The organism is Agrobacterium sp. MS2, from assembly GCF_003261015.1.
GTDB lineage: Bacteria > Pseudomonadota > Alphaproteobacteria > Rhizobiales > Rhizobiaceae > Agrobacterium > Agrobacterium pusense.
The window spans coordinates 269631-286704 of sequence record NZ_QLNF01000012.1 but is presented as its reverse complement, the minus strand read 5'-3'; the positions used below and the strand labels follow the sequence as shown (position 1 = coordinate 286704).

Below are 17074 nucleotides of genomic sequence, written 5' to 3'. Positions count from 1 at the left end.
ATGAACGGCGGCCGTTTTCTGGACAGAACCACCCCACCCCACATCATCACGCTGGTCGTCATCGCCGGTGTCGCGGCGCTGTGCATGAATGTGTTCCTGCCCTCGCTTGCGACGATGGCAGTGTATTTCGAGACCGATTACGCGGTGATGCAATTCGCCGTCTCGGGTTATCTCGCCGCCACCGCCTGCCTGCAGCTCGTCATCGGCCCGCTCTCCGACCTCTTCGGGCGCCGCCCCGTCATGCTCGCCAGCATCGCCGTCATGATCGTCGCGACGCTTGTGTGCATGCTGGCGCCCAATATCACAGTCTTCATGATCGGGCGCGTGGCGCAGGCGGCCGTCGTTTCCGGCTTCGTGCTCGCCCGCGCGATCGTGCGCGACATGGTGCCCATGGAACAGGCGGCCTCGATGATCGGCTATGTGACGATGGGCATGTCCGTGGTGCCGATGGTGGGGCCAACGGTTGGCGGCCTGCTCAATGACATCTCGGGCTGGCAATCGAGCTTCGCCCTCCTCTGCCTGCTTGGCCTCGGCATCCTGGCGCTCGCCTGGCTCGATCTCGGCGAAACCAACCACAACAGATCGGCAAGCTTCTCGCAGCAGTTCCATGCCTGGCCGGAACTTCTGCGCTCGCCGCTGTTCTGGGGTTACGCCCTGACCTCGACCTTCTCATCGGGCATGTTCTTCTCCTTTCTCGGCGGCGCGCCTTTTGTCGGCAGCGTGCTTTATGGGCTTTCGCCGGCCATGCTCGGCCTGCAATTCTTCTTCATGGCCAGCGGATACATGCTCGGCAACTTCATCTCCGGTCGTTATGCCAGCGAAATCGGCATCACCCGCATGATGCTGTCGGGCAATGTCATCGGCATTGCCGGCATCATCACCGCCATCGCACTGATCTCGGTCGGGGCGGAAAGCGCCTATGCGTTTTTTGTGCCGCTCTCCCTGATCGGCGTCGGCAACGGCGTGACGCTGCCCAGCGCCAATGCCGGCATGGTCAGCGTCCAGCCGCATCTGGCTGGCTCAGCCTCCGGTCTCGGCGGCGCCATGACCATTGGCGGCGGCGCGGTACTCTCGGTTCTCGCCTCCTCGGTTCTTTCAAAAGAGGATGGAACCTGGCCGCTTCTTCTGGTGATGCTGGCGACCGGCCTTGTCGCCCTCCTCACCACCTATATCGTAAGGCTGCAGGAAAAGCGGGAATGACGGCCCCTTTTGAAATACCCGGCCTGGTACTCGCCGGCGGGCTTTCGCGGCGTATGGGCAGCAACAAGGCGATGGTGCAATTGGGCGATGCGCCTCTCATGTCCCGTGTCATCAGCCGCATCACGCCGCAGGTCTGCGACGTCACCATCAATGCGGCCAATGGCTGGGCGGAAAGTTTCGGCCTGCCGCTGCTGCCCGATACGCTGAACGGCCATGCCGGTCCGCTCGCGGGCGTTCTGGCCGGCATGCGCCATTTCCAGCACCGCGGCGACGCGGTCAGCCACTTTCTGACAGCGCCCGCCGACAGCCCGTTTTTCCCTGACGATCTTGTGGTGCGGCTTTGCGAACACCTGTCGGACAATGCAATCGTCATTGCCGCCTCCAGCGGCCAGCTTCATCCGGTCTTTGCGTTGTGGCCGGTCGCTCTCGCCGATGATCTCGATGCATGGCTGAAGAACGATGCCAACCGGCGCATCCGCGCTTATCTTGCCCGGCATGTCACCATTGGGGTTGCTTTTGCGCCGCTGGAAACGGCAAAGGGCAGCCTCGATCCGTTCTTCAACATCAACACGCCGGATGAGCTTGCACTGGCGCGCAGCTATCTGGAGAGCATGGAAGCATGACGGCACAAAAGGTCTTCGGCATCGCCGGCTGGAAGAACTCAGGCAAAACAGGTCTTGCCGTGCGCATCGTCACCGAACTGACGGCGCGCGGCTACCGTGTCTCCACCATCAAGCACGCCCATCACGATTTCGATATCGATAAGGTCGGCGCCGATAGCTGGCGTCACCGGCAGGCCGGCGCGCACGAGGTCACCATCGTTTCCGGCACCCGCTTCGCCATCATGCATGAATTGCGCGGCGAACCGGAGCCCTCCTTCGAAGACATCCTCTCCCGCCTCGCGCCGTGCGACCTGGTGCTGATCGAAGGTTATAAATACGAGCCGGTCCCGAAAATCGAAGCGCGCCGGGTTGAGGCGGCGAAAACGGAACCGCTGGCGCCGCTCGATCCGCATATCGTCGCCATTGCCGCCGATCACGCGGTGACGGACACGGCGCTTCCGGTTTTTGATCTCGACGATACCGGCGCGATTGCCGACTTCATCGAGACGACGGTGGGTCTTGTCAGGGGTTAGACACGTAGCGGCTCGACCTGACTTGGGCTGCATCCCCAAATCCGTCATACCGGCCTTGAGCCGGTATCCAGCCAGCCCAAGTCCTTGGGCTGAGGAGACTCATTCCGCCGCGCAGACGCGCGTCGACTGGATGCCGGATCGGGTCCGGCATGACGGAGGGGAAAACCGCGAGAAACCAATGCCCACTAAGCCCGAGGCACCCATTCCAGAACTTTTTCCGCACGCATCACCCCATAAAATGAAAAAGCCGGGCTCATCACCCGGCTTCATCATTCCTTGAGACGCAATACCTATTCAAGGAAAGTGGATGGGTTCACCGGCGTCGCATCCTTGCGAACTTCGAAGTGAACCTGCGGACGTTTGGCGCTGCCGGTCATGCCCGAGGTGGCGATGGTCTGGCCGCGCTGAACCTTCTGGCCACGCTGCACGTCGAGATTGGCAGCGTTGCCATATACCGTGACCTTGCCGTCGTCATGGCGGACAAGAACCGTGTTGCCGAGCTGCTTCAGGCCATTGCCGGCATAGATGACGACACCGTTTTCAGCGGCCTTGATCGGCGTGCCCTCGGGAACCGAAATGTTGATGCCGTCGTTGCGGCTGCCTTCGACATTGTCACCGAAATTATTGATGACCGCGCCGCGCACCGGCCAGCGATATTTGCCGATGCCGGTGGATTCCGGTGCGACCGACGCCATGTCGGCCTTTTTCTCGATATCGCTGACACTGGCGGTGGCCGGAGTTGCGGGCGCAGCCGGAGCGGCGGCGGCGGCCGGCGCCTTATAGGGCTCCGGCTTGACGGATGCGGTTTCGACGGGCTTTGCGGCTTCCTTGGCGGGAACGGAAGCGGTCTTGATGGCATCCGTCGAAGCACCCGGCATGTTGAGCGTCTGGCCGACGCGGATGCTTTCGTTGCCGAGACCGTTTGCCGCCTTGAGAGCAGCCACCGACACGCCGTTTGCACGGGCGATCTTGGCGAGGCTGTCGCCCGGCTGAACCTTGTAGCCACCAGAAGGCGGCAGCGGCTTGCCGCCCGGAGGCGTCAGTTTGCCAGCTTCAGCAGAAACCTTGTCACGGGCGGCGGCCTGCGACGGCAGCACGGCCACGTTTCCATCCGGCGCACGCAGCGGTGTCGGCTGGTCGCCATTGCGGTTGAGCGCAATATCGCCGGCGGCATCCTTGGCGGCGTTGCGGACCTGGCCGAACTTCGGAATGAGGATCGACTGGCCGGCCTGCGCGGCGGAAGCGGTCTTCAGGCCATTGACCCGCAGCAGTTCCTTTTCCGGAACGCCGTAGCGGTTGGAGAGGGTCGCGATGCTTTCGCCGGGACGCAGGGTCACGGAGGCGGCGCCATCGGTGTGCCAGCCGTTTTTGTCGGAACGAACGGTCGCGGTGGTCAGGTTGTCAGCGGCGGGTGCGGCAGCCTGCCGTGCGGGCGCTGCCAGAGACGGCGTGGCCTTGGGCTGGGCGGACGGGAAAGGCTGGGCCATAGCTTCGTTGCGGGTCGACGGATCGCGGCTCGCCACGGCTGTCGGCGCAGACAGCTCGGAACGCTGCACCGGCGAGGCCGAGGCACGGGCCGTGGACGGCTGAACGCCACCGTAACCACCCGATTGCTGCGGATAGGAATTGCCGGCCATGTTCTGGTTGGCATAACCTCCCTGTGGCGCGGCAGAGGCGTAACCGCCATTCATGTCGCCCTGCGGAACCGGGGCCTGCCCGTAAGCACCGCCGCCCTGACGGGCAGGAATTGACGCCGTGGTCATCTGATCCGGTCCACTGGAAAAGAGGCCGCTGAACCGCGTTGCATCCGAGCTACAGCCCGTTGCGACGCTTGCCAGCAATGCCGCTGCGAACATTTTTGCGACTGATTTTCCGATTTTAGACGAATGTCTCATACGCATGACTCGATCTACACTGACGCCAACCCGCCGCATCGAGATCGATCCGGCACAAATTTCAATTCTTGCAAGGCCCATTTCCCGAGGTGGGGAAAACCATGCGTCGATGTTTATGATTAAAGCGCGTTAGTGTTACCACGCCGTTAAAACGTTAAGCCGTTTGGCGCTTTTTTGACACTTCGATAACCATGACGAAGACAGGATGCGCCATGATGAAACAATAAAATCTCTTAAAATCAAATGCTTGCGAAAATTCCGAACATTAGGAGACCAAAATACAATGTCTCCAAAATTTTCATTTTGTCACAAATGACGCGCAATATGGGTGCTGAGCGGCAGGTAGGGCGCCTCGAACAGTTCTTCCTTCTCGAAGCGGCTGCCGGTCTTGGAAAAGCGCGTCATCACGCAGCGATCACCTTCAACGATGATCGGCGCGATCATCATGCCGCCGGAAACGATCTGCTCGGCAAAGAAACGGGGCATGGTGGTGAAGGCCGCCGTGGAAACGATTCGGTCAAAAGTGCCCTCACCCACCAGGCCGTTGCTGCCATCCGCCTGGCGGATGACGACGTTGCGGATTGCAAGATCATCGAGACAGTTCTGCGCCTGCTGCACCAGCGTCTTGTACCGCTCCAGCGAAAAGACGCGCTCTACCCGGCGGGCAATGATCGCCGTCATGAAACCGCTGCCGGTACCGATTTCCAGCACGCGCTGGCCGGGTTTCAGCTGCAGGCGGGCAAGGATTTTCACAGCCATGTCGGCCCCTTCCATGAAGGAACCGCAGTCTATCGGGATGGTGCGGCTGGAATAGGCGTCGGCGGCGAATTGCGGCGGCACGAATTTGGATCGTGGCGTCTGCTCAACCGCCGTCAGCAGGTCGAGATCGGAAATCCCCTCGCCCCGCAAGCGCAGAACGAGAGCTGCAAAACCTTCCTTTTCGACCATGGCAGATTTCAATCGGCGACTCCGAATCCAAGCGCTTGCGCAACCCGATCCTTCACCGTGTAATCCGTCAGGTCAAGCTTCAGCGGCGTGACGGAAATCTTGCCATGCTTTAAGGCGTGGATATCGGTGCCTTCGCGGAAGGTGCCCATGCGTTCGCCGAAACGCAGCCAGTAATAGGGAAAACCGCGGCCATCCTGGCGTTCTTCCACCGTCAGGCCGAAATCGAGCTTGCCCTGCCCCGTGACGGACACGCCCTGCACATCCTTTGGCGCGCAATTGGGAAAATTGAGATTGAGGAAGGTGCCGTCAGGCAGATCGACATCGATGAGCTTGCGAATAAGATCGGGCGCATAGGTCTCGGCCACCTCCCACGGCACGACGCGGCCTTCGGCATGGCTAAAGGCCTGGCTGAGCGCAAAAGACCGCACGCCCTGCAGCGTACCTTCAATGGCCCCGGCAATCGTGCCGGAATAGGTCACGTCATCGGCCATGTTGGCGCCGGCATTGACACCTGACAGTACGAGATCTGGCTTTTCCGGCAGAACCTCGCGAATGCCCATGATAACGCAATCAGTCGGCGTGCCGCGCAGAGCGAAATGCTTGTCGGAAACCTTGCGAAGACGCAACGGCTCGGACAGCGTCAGGGAGTGAGCAAGCCCGCTCTGGTCTGTCTCCGGCGCAACGATCCAGACGTCGTCGGAGAGCGTGCGAGCGATACGCTCCAGCACGGCCAGCCCTTCGGCGTGGATACCGTCGTCGTTTGTCAGCAAAATCCGCATGTTTTCCTCCCGCTCTTCATTTTGCTCAGGCAGAACACTCCCCGAACCGTCATCCCGGCCTTGAGCCGGGATCCAGTCGACGCGTGTCTGCGCCACGGGAATAGTCCTTTTCAGCCCAACGACTTGGGCTGGATGGATGCCGGATCAAGTCCGGCATGTCGCCATCTTTGAAATCAAGCCGCCTTTTCGATCCGCGTCAGACCGCCCATATAGGGCAGCAGCACATCAGGAATTGTGACAGAGCCATCGTCGTTCAGGTAATTTTCGAGAACGGCGATCAGGCAGCGGCCGACAGCCGTGCCGGAACCGTTCAGCGTATGCACGAACTTCGTCGCCTTGTCGTCCTTGCCGCGATAGCGCGCATTCATGCGGCGCGCCTGGAAATCGCCGCAGACCGAGCAGGACGAGATTTCGCGATAGGTATTCTGACCGGGCAGCCACACTTCCAGATCGTAGGTCTTGCGCGCGCCAAAGCCCATGTCACCGGTGCAGAGCGTCATGGTGCGGAAATGCAGGCCCAGCCGCTTCAGCACCTCCTCGGCGCATGCCGTCATGCGCTCATGCTCGGCGACAGCGCTTTCCGCATCCGTGATGGAGACGAGCTCGCACTTCCAGAACTGGTGCTGGCGCAGCATGCCGCGCGTGTCACGGCCTGCCGAACCCGCTTCCGAGCGGAAGGACGGTGTGAGTGCGGTGAAACGCAGGGGCAGCTTTTCCTGCTCGAGGATTTCGCCGGCCACGAGGTTGGTCAGGGTCACCTCCGCCGTCGGGATCAGCCAGCGGCCATCGGTGGTCTTGAACAGGTCCTCGGAGAATTTCGGCAATTGCCCGGTGCCGAACATCGCCTCGTCGCGCACCATCAGCGGCGAGGAAACTTCGGTATAGCCATGTTCCGAGGTGTGCAGGTCGATCATGAACTGGCCGAGCGCCCGCTCCAGCCGCGCGAGCTGGCTGGTGAGAACGGTGAAACGCGAACCCGAAAGTTTGGCGGCCCGCTCGAAATCCATATAACCAAGCGCTTCGCCGATTTCGAAATGTTCCCTGGCCTCGTGGTTCCAGCCGGGCTTCTGGCCGACGACGCGGGTCACCACATTGTCATGCTCGTCCTTGCCATCGGGCACATCGTCGAAGGGCATGTTCGGCAGGCGCGACAGGGCGTCGTTCAACTCGGCGGTGACCTGACGGTCCTCCTCCTCGGCGCGCGGCATCTTGTCCTTGAGGTCGGCGACCTCGGCTTTAAGTTTTTCCGCAAGCTCCATGTTCTTCTGCGCCATGGCGGCGCCGATTTCCTTGGAGGCGGCATTGCGGCGGGACTGCATGTCCTGCAGGGACTGGATGACGGAACGGCGCTTTTCATCGAGCGCGATCAGACCTGCGGCCGCAGGCTCCGCGCCACGGCGTGCGAGCGCCGCGTCAAAAGCTTCGGGGTTTTCACGTATCCATTTAATGTCGTGCATCGTCGTTCCAGACCGTTGTTGCATCACCGATGTTTTACAGCAAAACGCCGGGCAGAAGCCCGGCGCGAGGAGATGTCTTGAGCGGCGAGACCTTCGAAAACTCAGGTCTCCTCCAGCTCCGTGCTTGCGGATTCCGCAGCGCGCTTCCTCTCCACGAGTCGAGCCATGTAGATGGAAATCTCGTAGAGAATGATCGCAGGCAGTGCAAGACCGATCTGGGACATCGGATCCGGCGGGGTCAGCACGGCGGCGACCACAAAGGCCATGACAATCGCGAACTTGCGCTTCTCACGCAGCCAGTCGCTGGTCAGAAGGCCCACGCGCGCCAGAAGCGTCGTGACCACGGGCAGCTGGAACACCAGACCGAAGGACAGCACCAGCGTCATGATGAGGCTCAGATATTCCGACACCTTCGGCATCAGCGAAATCGCAACCTCGCCATCTTCTGGCAATTGCTGCATGGCGAGGAAGAACCACATGACCATGGGCGTGAAGAAGAAATAGACGAGCGCCGCTCCGATGAGGAACAGGATCGGCGATGCGACGAGGAACGGCAGGAAAGCGGCGCGCTCGTTCTTGTAGAGGCCGGGCGCCACGAATTTATAAAGCTGCGAGGCGATCACCGGAAAGGAGATGACCATCGCGCCGAACATGGCGACCTTGATCTGCGTGAAGAAGAATTCCTGCGGCGCGGTATAGATCAGCGACGACTTCGTCACATCAAGGCCAGCCCAGAGAACCGCCCACTTATAGGGAATGACAAGCAGGTTGAAGAGATGCTTGGCAACGGCAAAACAGGCGATGAAGGCAACGAAGAACGCACCCAGCGACCAAATCAGCCGTGTGCGCAGTTCCATCAGATGTTCGATAAGCGGCTGCGGCTTGTCCTCGATGTCCCCGCTCATGCTTCATCCTTTTTGGGCTTTGCAGCCTTTGTTCTCGCCGGCTTCACCGGCTTGGCATCGGCGGCCACGACAGGCTTTTCAGCCACGACTTTCCTGGCGGCCGCTTTTCTCGCGACGGCTTTTACGGTCGGCTTTGCAGCTGAAGTCTCCGTGGAATTGACAGCAACGGGTTCGGACGCCGCGACCGCTTTGGCGCGGCTGGCGCGTTTCGGCTTGGCGGCAACCGCTTCCGCCTCGACGGTCGCAATCGATTTAGCCCGGGCACGCTTCGGCTTTTCCGCCGGTACGACCGGTGCCGCAACGGGGGCGCTGGCAGTCACGGGCGGGGTATCCGGCAGCTTCATCTCAGGCTCGGGAATGCTGACGAGCGGTGCAACCGGCTCACTGGTCGCCGGTGCTGCGGTCGACGTAGCAGGCGAGGATGACAGGCCCTCAGGCGGCGTGGTCGCCTTCTGAAGATCGGACTTGATCTCGTTGCCGAGCTGGCGAAGCGGGTTCATCGCATCACGCAGCGAGTTGGTCGGGTTGAGATTGCGGACATCCGATATGGTCTGGCGCACATCGTCCATGTCGGCCTCTTTGAGGGCCTCATCGAACTGGGTACGGAAATCCCCCGCCATCTTGCGAAGGCCAGCCATGGTCTTGCCAAAGGCGCGGATCATGGGCGGCAAGTCTTTCGGCCCGACAACCACGATCAGTACGACCGCAATCACCAGCAGCTCGCTCCAGCCGATATCAAACATCAATATGCTCCCGAGACCCTAACGCGCGTCAGTCTCAAACCAAACGGCAGGGCCGCTTACTTGATCTCGTCAGCCTTGTGGTCGACGGTCTTCGTGTTGGCATCGGCCGGCGGCGGCGTCTGGTCTTCGTCAGCCATGCCCTTCTTGAAGCTCTTGATGCCCTTGGCGACATCGCCCATCAATTCCGGGATCTTGCCGCGTCCGAAAAGGACGAGAACAATCACCAGCACGATGAGCCAATGCCACACACTAAAAGAACCCATAACTGAAACTCCTGAATTTCGCTTTCAGACGATGTAAGACGTTTGAAAGGCTTTTTCAAACAACAAATTGCCGCTTCAACAGGGTGTGAGCATAAAGTTTTTGCGTCGTGTCGCCCGCGCGATAACGATCTCAATCGTCGCCGTCGCCACCACCAGGCGCAAGCAGGCCCAGCTCTTCCAGATCAAGTTGCGTGATCGGGTCTTCATCCTCACGCAATTCGTCGCTCATCATCGGCAGGGGCACGCCGAAATTGGAAGGTATGCGGCCGGAAAGCAGCCCTGCTCCCTTCAGCTCCTCGAGCCCCGGCAGGTCGCGCAACTCCTCGAGGCCGAAATGGTCGAGAAACTCAACCGTGGTACCGATCGTCACCGGCCTGCCGGGTGTGCGCCTGCGGCCACGGAACCGGACCCAGCCCGCCTCCATCAAGACGTCAAGCGTGCCGCGCGAGGTCTGAACACCGCGGATTTCCTCGATTTCAGCGCGTGTCACCGGCTGATGATATGCGATAATCGCCAGGACTTCCAGCGCCGCGCGAGAGAGCTTCTTAGGTTCCTTTTCCTCGGCGCGGATGACGAAAGAAAGATCGCCGGCAGTGCGGAAAGCCCATTGCCCGCCCACCTGCACGAGATTGACGCCCCGGCCCGCATAGGCGGCTTTCAGATGCTGAAGAACGGCGTCGACATCCATGCCGCGCGGCAGGCGCTCCGCGATGAAACCTGGAGAGACCGGCTCGGCCGAGGCGAAAACCAAAGCCTCGGCGATCCGCTCGGCCTCTTTCAACTGGCGCTCGGAAAATACCGTGGGTTCTAGTCCCACCCCATCCGTCGCGATCGTCGCCTCGGCCGTCTCATCATTATCAGTCATTGTCAGTCCTCTCGGCGACCGCCGCACGATCATCCCTCGTGCCACGGCGCATATAGATGGGCTGGAAAGCGCCCTCCTGCCGGATTTGCAGCGTGCCCTCGCGCACAAGTTCCAGTGACGCGGCAAAGGCGCTGGCGATCGCCGTCACCCGCATCGCGGGATCGGGGACATATTGCAGCAGATATTGATCGAGCGCGGTCCATTCTCCGACATCGCCGAGGAGACCGGTTAAAAGCTCCCGCGCCTCGACCAGCGACCAGACCTGCCGTTTTTCAATGGTGACCTGGGTGATCGCCTGTCTCTGCCGCAGATTGGCGTAGGCGCTGAGCAGGTCATAAAGGCTCGCCTCGTAGGCAGAGCGGTTGATGTGCGGAATATGCTCCGGCGCACCACGTGCAAACACATCGCGGCCGAGCTGGGCGCGATTGATGAGCCGTTCCGCCGCCTCGCGCATCGCCTCCAGCCGCTTCAGCCGGAAGGCAAGGGTTGCGGCCATTTCCTCACCCGAGGGGCCGTCATCCTTGGATTGCTGCGGAATGAGAAGCTTGGACTTCAGGAAGGCGAGCCACGCCGCCATGACCAGATAATCGGCCGCCAGCTCGATACGCACGCGCCGCGCGCTTTCCACGAATTGCAGATATTGCTCGGCAAGCGCCAGCACTGAAATGCGCGACAGGTCCACCTTCTGCGTGCGGGCAAGATGCAGCAGCAGATCGAGCGGGCCTTCGAAACCCGCGACATCGATGACCAGTCCGGCCTCACCCGTCAGCCGCTCCGGCGTCACATCCTGCCAGAGCTTGTCCATCGGTGTCGAATTGCGAGATTTGTCTGCGGCCATCGTTCCATCCGCCGGAGCTTCCGGCCTTGATCCCGAGTAAGCGGCCGCCCGACTATCAGGAAACGGCCCACATGGCGTTGAATTCGGCTCTCAGTTCCGCTTCGTCGGATGGGTCCGCAGTCGGGAAACCCGCTTCAACTGCCCGCACCCGCTCCAGCGACCGGCCGGAAAGAACGGGAACCTCTTTCACAACCTCGAGCATTTCACCCATCACGCCGTTGCAATGCAAGACTATATCGCAGCCGCCAGCAACAATATTCGCAGCTCTTTCACCCAGCGTGCCCTTCAACGCGTTCATCGAACTGTCGTCGGACATCAGCAGGCCGTCAAATCCGATCCGCCCGCGAATAATCTCCTCGATCACCTTCGGTGATGTCGTCGCCGGCCGTTCGCGGTCGACGGCGTTGAACACAAGATGCGCGCTCATCGCCATCAATTCGCGGTTCAGTGCCCGGAAGGGCACGAAGTCATGCGCATCCAGCTCATCGAGCGGCACGTCGACCACAGGCAGTTCATGATGCGAATCCACCATGCCGCGACCATGACCCGGCATATGTTTCATGACAGGCAGCATGCCACCCGCCTTCAGCCCGTCGGCCGCCGCCTGCCCCATCTCGGCCACCATGGTCGGCGTATAGCCATAGGCACGGTTGCCGATGACATTGCTGGCGCCTTCCACCGGCACGTCGAGCACCGGCAGGCAATCGACATTGATGCCGAATTTCATCAGGTCAAACGCGTGCAGTCGCGACATCAGCCAGGCGGCACGCAGACCGGCACCCCGGTCGCGCTCATAGATTTCACCGAGAATGCGGGCATTCGGATAAGCCTGCAGGATCGGCGGCTTGATACGCTGAACCCGTCCGCCCTCCTGATCAATCAGCACCGGCGCATCTGTCCGCCCGACGGCATCGCGCATGGCGGCGACGAGATCGGTGATCTGCTGCGGCTCGCCAATATTGCGCCCGAACAGGATGAAACCCCAGGGCTGCTCATCTCGGTAAAGGGCAATCTCGTCGGCAGTCAGCGAAAGCCCGCTGCATCCGAGGATCATAGCTTTGCAATCGGTCATGGTGTCACGCCTGTCTGAGAACAAAAGAGATAAGGGAAGAATGACCTTTAGCCACCGAGACTGCGGAGAGGTCCGGTTAATTTCTCCGCGTCATCCTCGGGCTTGACCCGAGGATCCATTCCGGCGGCCGTGGATCCTCGGGTCAAGCCCGAGGATGACGTAGAGTTTGCCGGAAGGCCCGAATATGCCAAGGGCTGCCCCACTCGGCAGCCCTGATCGTTACGAAGCCATATTGCCCGCTGTCACCGCGCCACCAGGCAGCTGCCACCGGCCGAACGGAACTTTTCGCACAGCGCCACGGCTTCGTTCTTGTCACCGGCCGGGATACGGACGCGGTAGAAGGTGCCCTTGCCGGCGATTTCGGCAGCCTTGATGTCGACGCCGCGTCCACCGATGACCGAGCCGAACTTGGCCGACATGTTCTGGTAGGACTTCTGCGCTTCCGCCTGGCTCGGCAGCGACGCGATCTGGATATAGTAGCCACCGGCGGACGGCGTGCTGGTCGCAGCCGGCGTAGCGGCTGCGGTCTGCTGCTGCGCGGCCTGCGGCTGAGCAGGCGCAGTCGTGGTCGGACGAACATTGCCCTGATTGGTCACCGTCGCCACGACGTTTGCGGGCTGCGAGGACGGACGTGTTGCCGGAAGCGGCGCGGCGGACTGCGCAGCCGGCTTGGTGGCGGCAGGCGTGTTGGCCTGCGGCTGAGCCTGTTCCGGCGCGACCGGAACCCGCGATGCGGCGATGACGGCGGGAGCGCCCTCACCCGGCTTGGCGGTCTGCGGCGCAGCAAGTTCCTCGACCTTGTCAGCCTTCGGCGGCTGGGCTGCCGGCACCTCGACTTCCTGTGCGACAAGCGTGCCGTCAGGCTTGACGATCATGGTGCGGACCTTGCGCGGGGAAACGCCGGTCGCAGCCGAACCTTCGTTCTGTGCGGCCTTTTCTTCCGGCGAAAGCAGGCGCGGATCCTCGGTCTCGCCAACCGGCGTGCCAGCGGCTTCCATATCGGCGTCGTTTTCGCCTTCCAGCGGCAATTGTTCGGGGATCAGAGTCCGCTGGACCACGTCCACGGGCTGTTCGTTGCTGGAAATCAGCGCCGGCTGCTTCGGATCGGCAGCGCTGCCGCCGGCAACGCGATCATATACCGCCTTGTCCTGGTTCGGCACGACACGACCGCCCGGATTTTCCGGCACGACCTTCATCGGGTCGTTATCGGCGGAGATGATGACCGGCGCGCCGTTGGAACCGGTGCTCGACGAACCGCCGGAGACCAGCGCGTAAACACCGCCGCCGATCAGCACCAGGCCGATGGCAGCCGCAACCGGCATGATCCAGCGGCGACCGCCGCGTTCATCCTCGTCACGATAAGCAGCCTGATTGTCGACGTACGTATTTTCGGGCTCGCGAGGCGCATTGCCACGGGAAGCGGCAGCCTCCTGCATGGAGCGGCGGAAATCCTCTTCCAGCGCCCGTTCGAACTCGTCGGCCTCTTCCGGAGCCTGAACAGGACGAGCCTGGGCAGCTCCTCGGTTTTCCGCGTGCTTGTGGCGGTCGAGACCACCGGCAACAGCAGGAGCAAACAGCGTCGCAAGCTCGGTGTCGATGTCGAGGTCTTCCTCATGACGGCGGGGAGCCGGCTTCGGCTCAAAAACGCCAACCGGCAGTTCCGGTACATCCATCTCGACGATGGTTTCCGGATGCTCTTCCGTCTCACCGATCTGCGAGGGATCGAAAGGCAGGCTTTCCAGCGTCTGTGGCGCGACAGGCTGGGGAGCGGCCGGGCGCGGCTGAACCGGAGCGGCAGCAACGGGTGCGGCGGCAACGGCAGCAACAGGTGCGGCAACGGGCGCAGGCCGGGGCTGCGGTGCGGGCTGCACCTTCACCGGCTGCGGTGCGGGTGCCTGAACGGCCACCGGCGCGGCCGGCTGCTGGCGAACCGGCTGCGGTGCAGGCGCTGGCGCGACCTCCGCTTCAGCGATGTCGGACAGATCCAGATCGAGATCGAGATCGTCAAGCGCAAGCTCGAAATCATCATCATTGAAGCCGGCGAAATCAAGCTCCTCGGCGGATGCTGCGGGCGCTGCATCGGCAACCGGCGCTGCCTTCACCGGAGCGGCAGTAACCACGGGCGGTTCAACCTTGGCAGCCTGCGCTGCGGGGACCGCCTGCACGAGCGGCGCTTCACCGCGACCGGGAATGGAATATTTCGCGACGTCGTAAATCAACTCGTCCATCGGCGAGAGATGTTTCGCCGCCGGCTTCTCGGCAGCCTCAACCGTCAGAGGCTCTGCGGTAGGCGTAAAGACCTCGGCGACCGAAGGCGTGAAGGATGGCGCGGTCTCTTCCGCCTGGACGACGGCAGGCACGGGAGCGACTTCGACCTGCGGCTCTACCCGGGCCGCGGCAGGCTGCCGTTCGGAGCGCGGCTCAACCCGCTTCGGGTCAGCGGCCGAAACATCGCGGCGGGCGCCGAAATTGGCAAGCGGCAACCGCAGGCTCGAAAATTCCAGCGAAGACCGGCCGCCATGCGATGGCGGACGAACGGAAATCGGAGCAGGCGCCTGTTCGGCGACGGCGATTTCCACTTCATCGGCGAGATCGAGGCTCTGGGACACCGGTGTAGCAGTATAAGCGGCGGCAGCAATATTGCTGGAGACATCTGCCGGAAGCTCCGGCATGGCGTGCCATTCCGGCTGGACGGGTTCCGCGGCCTGCGGCTCTTCCCATGCCACCTGTGAGGCAGCCTGCTCGTAGACCATCGGCTCGGCAGGACGCGCCTGACGCGAATGCACATCGAAAACTTCAGCCACCGCGCCGGCATCATCGCGGAAATCCGCCCGGATATCCTGCGTGGGGGTTTCGACGTAATTGTGGATATAGGCCTCATTGACCTCTGGAAGCAGCTCTTCCGCTGCTTCGGGAGCGAATGTCACCTCGGGTTCCGGTTCAGCTGCCGGCGCAAGTGCGGGCTCGCGGCGAGCGAAAACGGATTCGACCCGCTGCATGAAATCGCTTGGATGGATGCCTGCACGAACATCGTTTGCCGGATCAAGAACGATCGGATCGGCATGCGGCGCATCGTAAACCTCGAATTCCCGAAGCAGCTCGTCCTCGAGATTAAATTCGGGTTCGCGGCGGGTAACCGGTGAGGCAGCGCGTGGCGCAGCTTCGGAACCCGCATGCGAAGGACGATCTTCGAAGCCGACGATACGCGCCAGTTCTGCCAGAGGATCGTTGTCAGCGAAGCCTTCGGACCGGGCGTCCCGGTTATACGCGACATTTTTTTCGACCATTACGTGTTCCACCATCTACGCATTGCAGCTCTTGCCAGCGTATTGTGAGCAAATAATGGTGAGATGTTATCGCATTTCGTCAGGTGCGTCCGCTCCTAAAAGCGTCAGTCCAGACCTCAGAACATTCGCGACAGCATTCACCAGCCCAAGTCTGGCAATGCTCAATTCTCGGTTTTTATCGTTAATAAAACGTAATTCCTGATGGTCTTTACCCTTGTTCCAGTGTCCATGGAAGGAACTGGCGAGATCATAGAGGTAAAAAGCAAGCCGGTGCGGCTCATGCGAAAGGGCCGCGGATTCGATCAGGCGCGGATATTCCGCGAGTTTTGCAACCAGCTGCAACTCATTGATATCGCTGATCAAAGATACAGATGCCGCCATCTCCTCAGCCGAAGGAGAAAGCCCCGGAAACGCTTCCTGCGCCTGCCGGAAGATCGACATTGAGCGGGCATGCGCATATTGCACGTAAAAGACCGGATTATCCTTCGATTGTTCGGTCACTTTTGCAAAATCGAAGTCCAGCGGCTCGGAATTCTTCCGATAAAGCATCATGAATCGCACCGGATCGCGACCCACTTCGTCGACAACGTCGCGCAGGGTCACGAAGTCGCCGGAGCGCTTCGACATCTTCACCGGCTCACCGTCGCGGAACAGCTTGACGAGCTGGCACAGAAGAACCGTCAGCTTCGACTTGCCCTCGGAGACGGCGCGCGCGACGGCTTCCAGACGCTTGACGTAACCGCCATGGTCTGCGCCGAGCACATAGATCATCTCGGAAAAACCACGGTCGAACTTGTTCTTGAAATAGGCGACGTCGGCGGCGAAATAGGTGTAGGAACCGTCCGACTTCATCAGCGCGCGGTCCATATCGTCGCCCACTTCGGTGGAGCGGAACAGCGTCTGTTCGCGGTCTTCCCAGTCATCAGGCAATTCGCCCTTCGGCGGCGGCAGCGTGCCCTTGTAGACATGGCCCTTGAAGGTGAGGTCGTTGATGGCCGACAGGATCGGCCCGCCATTGCCCTCATGCAGCGTGCGCTCCGAGAAGAACACGTCGTGCCGGACGTTGAGAAGCGCCAGATCCTCGCGGATCATCGCCATCATCGCGTCGATCGCCTTGTCCTTGACGATAGGCATCCACTTTTCTTCAGGCATGGCGCGCAGCTTGATGCCATATTCATCGGCCAGCGCCTGGCCGACGGGAACGAGGTAATCACCGGGATAGAGACCGGACGGGATGGTGCCGATATCTTCGCCGAGCGCCTCGCGATACCGCAGGAACACCGAACGGGCCAGCACATCGATCTGCGAGCCGGCATCGTTGATGTAATATTCCTTTGTGACGCCGTAACCAGCAAATGCGAGCAGGTTCGCCAGCGTGTCGCCGACCACGGCGCCACGGCAATGGCCGACATGCATCGGGCCGGTCGGGTTGGCCGAGACATATTCGACGTTGATCTTCTGGCCCGCACCGATGGTGGAGCGGCCGAAATCGATACCCTGGTTGATCATATCTGCCAGCAGACGCTGCCAGTAACCAACCGACACCTTGAGATTGATAAAGCCGGGACCCGCGACATTGACGCTATCAACATCGCCATCCGCTTGAAGCGCCGGCACGATGAGTTCGGCCAGGGCGCGCGGATTGGTGCCGAGCGGTTTCGCCAGCACCATGGCGGCATTGGTTGCG

Annotated in this window: 15 protein-coding genes; 3 read left to right on the top strand and 12 right to left on the bottom strand. The window is 61.4% G+C overall.

Annotated elements, in window-relative coordinates; genetic code table 11:
* Genes DOU54_RS06085 through mobB form a run of 3 tightly spaced genes read left to right on the top strand, consistent with a single transcriptional unit; the run spans window position 1 to window position 2335 of the window.
* Entirely contained in the window at window positions 1–1200 is a 1200-nt protein-coding gene (locus tag DOU54_RS06085) for a multidrug effflux MFS transporter (protein ID WP_113730943.1), read from the top strand.
* Entirely contained in the window at window positions 1197–1823 is a 627-nt protein-coding gene (gene mobA / locus DOU54_RS06080; protein WP_037093450.1) for a molybdenum cofactor guanylyltransferase MobA, read from the top strand. Before DOU54_RS06085 ends, mobA begins: the two co-directional genes overlap by 4 nt.
* Entirely contained in the window at window positions 1820–2335 is a 516-nt protein-coding gene (gene mobB / locus DOU54_RS06075) for a molybdopterin-guanine dinucleotide biosynthesis protein B (protein ID WP_035211513.1), read from the top strand. Before mobA ends, mobB begins: the two co-directional genes overlap by 4 nt.
* A gap of 290 nt (window positions 2336–2625) precedes the next feature.
* Here the strand turns inward: mobB and DOU54_RS06070 are convergent, their stop codons facing one another.
* The 12 genes from DOU54_RS06070 to argS all read right to left on the bottom strand — a co-directional run.
* On the bottom strand, window positions 2626–4191 hold the full coding sequence (locus tag DOU54_RS06070) for a LysM peptidoglycan-binding domain-containing M23 family metallopeptidase (RefSeq protein WP_034498966.1): 1566 nt from the start codon (window positions 4189–4191) through the stop codon (window positions 2626–2628).
* A gap of 345 nt (window positions 4192–4536) precedes the next feature.
* Window positions 4537–5190, bottom strand: coding sequence for a protein-L-isoaspartate(D-aspartate) O-methyltransferase (locus DOU54_RS06065; RefSeq protein WP_022556269.1), 654 nt, complete (start codon window positions 5188–5190; stop codon window positions 4537–4539).
* A complete protein-coding gene (surE, locus tag DOU54_RS06060; RefSeq protein ID WP_004442133.1) occupies window positions 5187–5957 on the bottom strand; it encodes a 5'/3'-nucleotidase SurE in 771 nt (256 codons plus the stop codon). Before surE ends, DOU54_RS06065 begins: the two co-directional genes overlap by 4 nt.
* A 173-nt stretch (window positions 5958–6130) precedes the next feature.
* The gene (gene serS / locus DOU54_RS06055) at window positions 6131–7414 is read right to left on the bottom strand and encodes a serine--tRNA ligase (RefSeq protein ID WP_004442134.1); all 1284 of its coding nucleotides are present in this window, start codon (window positions 7412–7414) and stop codon (window positions 6131–6133) included.
* 101 nt (window positions 7415–7515) lie between these two features.
* Window positions 7516–8319, bottom strand: coding sequence for a twin-arginine translocase subunit TatC (gene tatC, locus DOU54_RS06050; protein ID WP_022556270.1), 804 nt, complete (start codon window positions 8317–8319; stop codon window positions 7516–7518).
* Window positions 8316–9062, bottom strand: a complete 747-nt coding sequence (gene tatB, locus DOU54_RS06045; protein WP_004442140.1) for a Sec-independent protein translocase protein TatB — start codon at window positions 9060–9062, stop codon at window positions 8316–8318. Before tatB ends, tatC begins: the two co-directional genes overlap by 4 nt.
* 56 nt (window positions 9063–9118) lie before the next feature.
* The gene (locus DOU54_RS06040) at window positions 9119–9325 is read right to left on the bottom strand and encodes a twin-arginine translocase TatA/TatE family subunit (RefSeq protein WP_003509722.1); all 207 of its coding nucleotides are present in this window, start codon (window positions 9323–9325) and stop codon (window positions 9119–9121) included.
* Between the two features lie 130 nt (window positions 9326–9455).
* Window positions 9456–10190 carry an SMC-Scp complex subunit ScpB gene (scpB, locus tag DOU54_RS06035; RefSeq protein WP_004442146.1) on the bottom strand — a complete coding sequence of 245 codons (735 nt, stop codon included), beginning with the start codon at window positions 10188–10190 and terminating at the stop codon, window positions 9456–9458.
* Entirely contained in the window at window positions 10183–11028 is an 846-nt protein-coding gene (locus DOU54_RS06030) for a segregation and condensation protein A (protein WP_022556273.1), read from the bottom strand. The genes scpB and DOU54_RS06030 overlap by 8 nt, the downstream gene beginning before the upstream one ends.
* A gap of 55 nt (window positions 11029–11083) precedes the next feature.
* Window positions 11084–12100, bottom strand: a complete 1017-nt coding sequence (gene nagZ, locus DOU54_RS06025; RefSeq protein ID WP_113380567.1) for a beta-N-acetylhexosaminidase — start codon at window positions 12098–12100, stop codon at window positions 11084–11086.
* A 242-nt stretch (window positions 12101–12342) separates the two neighbouring features.
* On the bottom strand, window positions 12343–15387 hold the full coding sequence (locus DOU54_RS06020) for an SPOR domain-containing protein (RefSeq protein ID WP_113380566.1): 3045 nt from the start codon (window positions 15385–15387) through the stop codon (window positions 12343–12345).
* A gap of 66 nt (window positions 15388–15453) precedes the next feature.
* Window positions 15454–17074, bottom strand: a 1621-nt coding sequence (gene argS, locus DOU54_RS06015; RefSeq protein WP_286079863.1) for an arginine--tRNA ligase, incomplete at its 5' end; no start/stop codon positions are given.